Origin of the sequence: Lyngbya sp. CCY1209 (assembly GCF_035615495.1) — a bacterium.
In the GTDB taxonomy this organism is placed as follows: Bacteria; Cyanobacteriota; Cyanobacteriia; order Cyanobacteriales; family Microcoleaceae; genus Limnospira.
On sequence record NZ_JAJENU010000242.1, the window covers coordinates 1 to 6,483 of the forward strand.

5 protein-coding genes are annotated in these 6,483 nt (G+C 52.3%); 1 reads left to right on the forward strand and 4 read right to left on the reverse strand.

The window, feature by feature from the left end; all coding sequences use genetic code 11:
- Positions 1-147: 147 nt before the first annotated feature.
- The 4 genes from LKE08_RS06330 to LKE08_RS06345 form a co-directional block, all read right to left on the reverse strand.
- Complete coding sequence (locus tag LKE08_RS06330; protein ID WP_324703358.1) at positions 148-1,740, reverse strand: Hsp70 family protein; 1,593 nt, start codon at positions 1,738-1,740, stop codon at positions 148-150.
- A gap of 54 nt (positions 1,741-1,794) precedes the next feature.
- Positions 1,795-2,205, reverse strand: a complete 411-nt coding sequence (locus tag LKE08_RS06335; RefSeq protein WP_324703359.1) for a hypothetical protein — start codon at positions 2,203-2,205, stop codon at positions 1,795-1,797.
- A 516-nt stretch (positions 2,206-2,721) separates the two neighbouring features.
- A complete protein-coding gene (locus LKE08_RS06340) occupies positions 2,722-3,180 on the reverse strand; it encodes a DIP1984 family protein (protein ID WP_324703360.1) in 459 nt (152 codons plus the stop codon).
- Between the two features lie 343 nt (positions 3,181-3,523).
- Entirely contained in the window at positions 3,524-5,281 is a 1,758-nt protein-coding gene (locus LKE08_RS06345) for an ABC transporter ATP-binding protein (RefSeq protein ID WP_324703361.1), read from the reverse strand.
- 739 nt (positions 5,282-6,020) lie between these two features.
- Between LKE08_RS06345 and LKE08_RS06350 the strand changes: the two genes are divergently transcribed.
- Positions 6,021-6,338 (forward strand): helix-turn-helix domain-containing protein, encoded by a 318-nt coding sequence (locus tag LKE08_RS06350; protein ID WP_324703362.1) that lies wholly within the window; start codon positions 6,021-6,023, stop codon positions 6,336-6,338.
- Positions 6,339-6,483 lie beyond the last annotated feature (145 nt).

A 6,483-nucleotide genomic window follows, 5' to 3' on the forward strand; every position in this document is an offset into this window, starting at 1 on the left:
AATCACCTTGATATAAGGGTTTCAAGGTTTGTCCCTCCCAGGAAACTGTAAACAGACGAGCGCGATACCTGCGATAATTTTCTTTCATCGACTTCCGATTGACCTCGGTTAACCCCCTCTGTGTCCCTCTGTGCCTCTGTGGTGAATTCAACTCAACTCCACCACGACCTGATTATTTAATAACGTTTGATTCGTCAATAAATCCTCGACGGTAATCCTCAAAAAACGCCGGTCGTCGATGGTGAATTGAACCCGGACGCGATCGCTTCCCGGACTTCCCGGAGGAGTCAATTTTGCGATCGTCCGTCCGGCGTCCGTATCGTTCAAAGGCTGAACCGCAGTTTGTCCGCCGGCGAGGCTTCGCGTCACCAGGCGATCGCCGTCAAAAAACACCTCCGTTCCCCCCGTTTCCGCCCCCAATTCGCCCACAATCAATTCGATACTCGGCTGATTTTCCAGGGATGCCCCCAACACCAATTCCACGGGTTCCGCCGTCGGGTAGGGTTGCCCGGATTTTATAATCGGATGCCAGGAATGGCAGTTGTCGCGGCGGTTCCAATAGCGAATGCCATAACTGTGGTAAAGAAAATCCTCAATTTGAGTACCCAAACTCAGTTGTAACGCCCCGTGGGAGATCGCCTCGAAGGGTTTGTCGCGGCGAATTTTGTTCGCGTCGAAATACTGTTGCACCCACTGCTGGACGGCGGGAATTTGTACCGTCCCCCCCACCAATAAAACCGCGTCGATATCGCCCACTTCGATCCCCTGGCGGCGGGCCTGCTGCAACACCTGATTCATCGACGTATCGAGGTTGTCAAAAAACTGGCGTTCCCGCAAAATTTCCTCGAAGCGATCGCGATTAATTTTCAACTCGTAACTCTCGAACGTTTGGTCGTTGAAATAAACTTCCTCCGCTTCGGTTTGCAGCGATAGCTGAATTTTCAACCGTTCCGCCAGCCGGGTGGTGAGGGGGGTTTTCGGGAGTTCCTGGGTTTGGGAAAAATGATCCACCAACCAATAGTCAATATCCGATCCGCCCAAATTCTGACCCGCTTTCGCCAAAACTCGGGCGGTTTTCGCCTTCTGCCCGGAGGATTCCGCAAAGGATTTTTTACCCCATTTGAGAATAAAACCGAGGGGCGTTTTTTGACTGGCGACATCGAGGCGAACCAGGGACAGATCCAAGGTTCCGCCGCCGAAATCGACGACCAGCAACAATTCGCGATCGCCCAACCCGTACCCCAACGCCGCCGCCGTCGGTTCGTCGATCATCCGCACCTGTTCCACCGCCAGGGACTCGCACACCCCGCCCAGCCAATTTCGATAGGCTTCAAAACTATCCACGGGGACGGTAAAAATAACGGAATCCGTCGGCAGGGGAATCTCCCGCAGGGCGGAAATTGCCCCTTTCAAAAACCACTCGCCGACCCTTTCAAAACTGACGGTTCGGCCGTCGAGATCCGGCAAAAAACCCTGGATATCGCTGCCGATTCCCCGTTTAAAATTGCGGAAAAAGCGCGGATCGCTGGCTAAATCATAGCCGCGATCGCGCACTTGTTGACCCAAAAGCACCCTCTCCCCGGCCGCATCTTCCACATAGACGAGGCTGGGAATTAAGGGGGGATTTTGCCCGGAAATTTGCGACAAACCGGGCAGTTTTAACGTTTCGGGTTGTTCGGTCGCCGGATTCCACCGAGAAATGACCGTGTTGCTGGTTCCAAAATCGATCGCGATCGCCATTGCGTTTTGTCATATCGCAGGTTCAGACCCCCATGATACTACAACTTTCCCCCCTCAAAGCAAGATGGACGGCGGCGGCGTGTCCGGAGAAACCAGTTGGCTGGCCGTGTCCGCCTGCCGTTCGGGCCGTCCCCGTCCGGTGAGATCGGGAGAAGCCGCGATTGTCATTCCGGTCAGGGGATCGGTTTCCCCGGCGGATTTGCCCTTTTCCGGACGGCGATCGTCGGTTTTGGACGGGACGCCCGATTTTTCCGTCCCGAATTTGGAAAACGGGGCCTTTCCTTCCGCGACAGATCCGGCAATTATCAATTCGTCCGAACTCTCATTCCCGCAACCTATCAGCGTCGAGAGATAATCCCGAAACTGCCAATTCATTCCCCCAGAAAAAAGGGAGTTCTGACAATCCCAGGACAGTTCGGCAGTTTCACTCCAAACATCCCAAATATAATCGGAGGCGAAACTCATCAATCTTTCCTCCTATTTTTTCAATTAATTGGGGATCATTTTTGATGCTCCGATCCCTTAATTTTGGGGGCAGTGCCTCTGTGCCTGCCTCCTCAAATCTCGCGTCGGTGCGTTCCTAACCCTCAACAACCAAATTGACCGATGACGGATCGGCGGGAACGCACCCTACCGGACTATTCAATCAACTCGAAGATGAGGTGCGACCGCCCAGTACAAAGGAGGCAGTTACAAAAGTTGCCGTATTATTTTGAAACGCATTAGCAAACATTTTTTAACCTCCTTTCTCTTGAAATATCCCCGAACCCACCCTCGCCAAAATAACAGACCAGTACGCGGTCGTAAAATGTGCAAATTACACGGTACGCTTGTAACAATACTGGGCATCAGTTGTAATTTTCGGGGATCGAACCCGCGATACTGCCCCCCGTATCGTTAACCAATGTCATTTCTGACAGTCCCAACTTTCCCAGTGGGCGGGTTGTACTCGCTTCCGTTCCTTTGGCTACCAACAAGTATTCAGTTTTCGATTAACTCAGTTTGCCAGTTCAACGCCTGAATTTTAGCGTCCAACTCCCGATGATCTCGCGCCAAATGGTCGAGCAATAGCTGCAAATCGGCGATATTGACCGTGCTGACCATCCGCACCTCCGAAAGACTGTAGCGATTAAATCGCTGGGATGCTTCGTTGATGAGGGCGTTGTATGCTTTATATTTTAACTTCAAAACATCCCGTTCCGCCAGGGCATCGGACAGCATTCTGTCCCCCATCGGGGTGACAGAATTCGTGCGGTTGATCCGCCGAATTAAACTGAGCAATTCCCCGGTCAAGTTTTCCAGATCTTCTATTAATTTCTGCGGATCTTCCGGGGGTTCTTCCCCTTCCTGGACTTTCGCACTGCGGGTCAGACGGCTTTCCAACTGTGCGATCCGCTTCTGTATGTCCGCCCGTAAAATCAAGGCTTCCGCCAATTTCACAACCCTCACCTCCCCAAGCCTGACCGGCGTTTTCCCGGAATCTCAACTCAATATTACACTCGTGCTACAATCTTGTCAACACCCCCATTAATTTTCCAATTTTTATCATTTTTGCTTGACTTTTGGGCGGCAATCCCAGAAAATATCACAAAAGGTAGAATCGGCGCGTATTGTGTCCGATAAGGTGCATCGGTGGATTTTATGCCCTCCACCCCCACCAGAGAATCAAAGACAGAGCGGAGGGGCGACCGGGGCAGAGGAGGCGGAGGGGCCAAGATGGGAAGAATCTAAAATCAGGGCAGGGCGCAAGCCTTGCGCCCCTACATACCCCACACCCTCATTCTCATCTCAACCCCGACTGAACCCGCCACAATCCGGCGTAAACCCCCCGTTTGTCCAACAGATCTTCGTGCCGCCCCCGTTCGATCAATTTCCCGTGTTCCATGACGTAGATGCAATCCGCGTTGCGGATGGTGGAGAGGCGGTGGGCGATCGCGATCGTGGTGCGATTTTGGGTGATGTGTTCGAGCGATCGCTCGATAGCGGCTTCCGTCTCGTTATCCACCGCCGACGTCGCCTCGTCCAAAATTAGGATGGGGGGATTTTTCAACACCGCCCGGGCGATCGCGATCCGCTGTCTCTGTCCCCCCGACAACTTCTGTCCCCGTTCCCCCACGATGGTTTCGTAACCCAGGGGAAAACGGCGGATAAAATCGTCCGCCTCCGCAATTTTCGCCGCATTGACGATATCGGAAAAATCGGCATCGAAGGTCCCGTAGGCGATATTTTCCGCCACGGTTCCGTGAAAGAGAAAGACATCCTGACTCACCAAACCGATCGCCCGCCGCAGGTCCCGCAATTTGACAGTTTGCAGTTCCATCCCGTCCAGGAAAATCGTCCCCGATCGCACCTCGTACAACCGCAACAACAGTTTCACCAGGGTACTCTTTCCCGAACCCGTCGAACCCACGATCGCGATCGTGTCGCCCGCCGGAATGTGCAGGGATAGATTTTGCAAAACTGGCGTTTTGGAATCGTAGGAAAACGTGATATTTTTCAACTCGATTTCTCCCCGGACTTCCGAGGCGGGGAGGGAAATGTCGCCGGGATGGGTGGCGATCGGGGTGTCGAGCAAATTCATCACCCGAGTCGTGGACGCCATCGCCCGTTGGTATTGATCGAAGGTATCGCCCAACCGAGTCAGGGGCCACAACAGCCGCTGGGTGATGAATACCAGGACGCTGTAGGTTCCCACCGCCAACTGTCCTTCTATCGCCTGCAAACCGCCGATCAAAAGGGTGGCGATAAAGCCGAATAAAATGAATACCCGAATCAGGGGAATGAACGCAGACGAAAGCGCGATCGCCCGCCGGTTTGCCTGCCGGTACGCCTCACTTTGGCGATCGATCCGTCGGGCTTCGTAATCCTCCGCCGTGAAACTTTTTATGGTGGTGATTCCCGTCAAATTATTCGACAACTGGCCGTTGAGAACACTCACCTTTTCCCGCACCTCGGCATAGCGGGGCGCCAGGCGATTTTGAAACAGCACCGAACCCCAAATAATGAACGGCATCGGCAGCATCGCCAGCCCAGCCACCTGGGGGGCGAAAATAAAAAATCCGCCCCCGACGAGAACCACGGTGGTCGTCACCTGTAAAATTTCGTTGGCGCCAACGTCCAGAAACCGCTCCAGTTGGTTGATATCGTCGTTGAGAATTGCCATCAGACTGCCCGTGCTCCGTTCCTCGAAGTAGGACAGTTCCAGGTTTTGTAGGTGGGTGTAGGCGTCCAGGCGGAGTTCGTGCTGGATGGTTTGGGCGAGGTTGCGCCACAGCAATTTGTAGATATATTCAAATAGGGACTCCAAACCCCACACGATCGCGCTCAGAACCGATAGGGCGATCAGTTGGGCTCTGACATCCTCGATTCCCCATCCGGCGATAAACGAGTCCTGCTGGTTGACCACCACATCAACCGCCGCGCCGATCAGTACCGGGGGAGCCAGGTCGAAAATTTTGTTGAGGACCGAGCAGGTGCAGGCCTGCCAAATTTGGGGGCGGTAGCGGTCCGCGTACCGAAACAAGCGCCGAAGGGGGGACATAGGAATGGAGGAATTTGGAAACGGTCTGAAGAGCAAGATTTATAATTGTGATCATACTTCGGGGATTTTGTCAAGCCGAGTCCGCCGTGAATTGCGGAGCCGGCCTCTCAAACTCCACCCATCCAAAAAAGTGGGATTGGTGGGAAACTGGATAATTCTAAAAGTGGGTTTTGTGGGTAATTTGAAAGGGTTCGAGAATGACATTTCATCCGATCTAACCCCAGATCGATGCCCGAAACCTCTACCCAAAGCCATATTTTGCTGCCTCTGCCCTCAAGCCCTGCACTTTGGAGGCATCAGAAAAGCGGACTTTCCCCATGCATTGCTGGGCAATGACAGTTGAATTTTGCTATCCTCTTATGTAAGGCGACAAGCCGGACATGGTCTCACCTATTCAAAGCACCAATTCAGTCCGAAGAGGTTACATAAAATTCAAGCCAGGGGGGCTGTCCATCAGTTCTTGCCGACTCCAATTCATGAAAATAAATGGCAAGTTCTGTTTCTAAACCTGTCTCGGCTGTCGTCAAATATTGCAAAAATTAGCCCTCGAATTAAATCCCGGGGCTAATTTTATTCTAGCCATTCTATGACTCGTCGATCGCCGTGGGGAAAAGTTATGAGGTTTAACCACACAAAAATCAGGGAAACGCCCGAAGAACTCAGGAGGTTGACAGCCGAAGCAACATCGCCCTATAATCTGACCAAAATCCGGGCACTTTACTTGTTAAAAACGCAGGAAGTGAAGACGATCACCAACTTGGCAACGATGCTGGAAGTGAATCGAATTACGCTCCATCGTTGGTTCGGCAAGTATAAAAAAGGGGGATTGACACTGTTGCTCAATAATAAATATGCGAACGGGCGCCGGCGTAAAATTCCCCCCGATGCGATGCAGGCGTTAGTCCAAAGACTCAACCACGCCAATTCCGGGTTCACAACCTACTGTGACGTGCAAACGTGGTTGGAGGAAAAGTACGGTGTCAATGTTTCTTACAAAGTGGTTTATTCCACCATTCGATATCAACTGAATCTTCCCATTCATGGAAATGCAAAATAATATCAGATTGACATCAAAGCTCGTAGGAGAGTCGAACCGATCCGGTATCGAAACGTAGTAGACCGTTTCGGCTAAAATGAGGCAAAATTCCCAACGGAGCATCGGGCATCTTGCCTGTGGATTCAGATCCGATCGCCTCATTTAA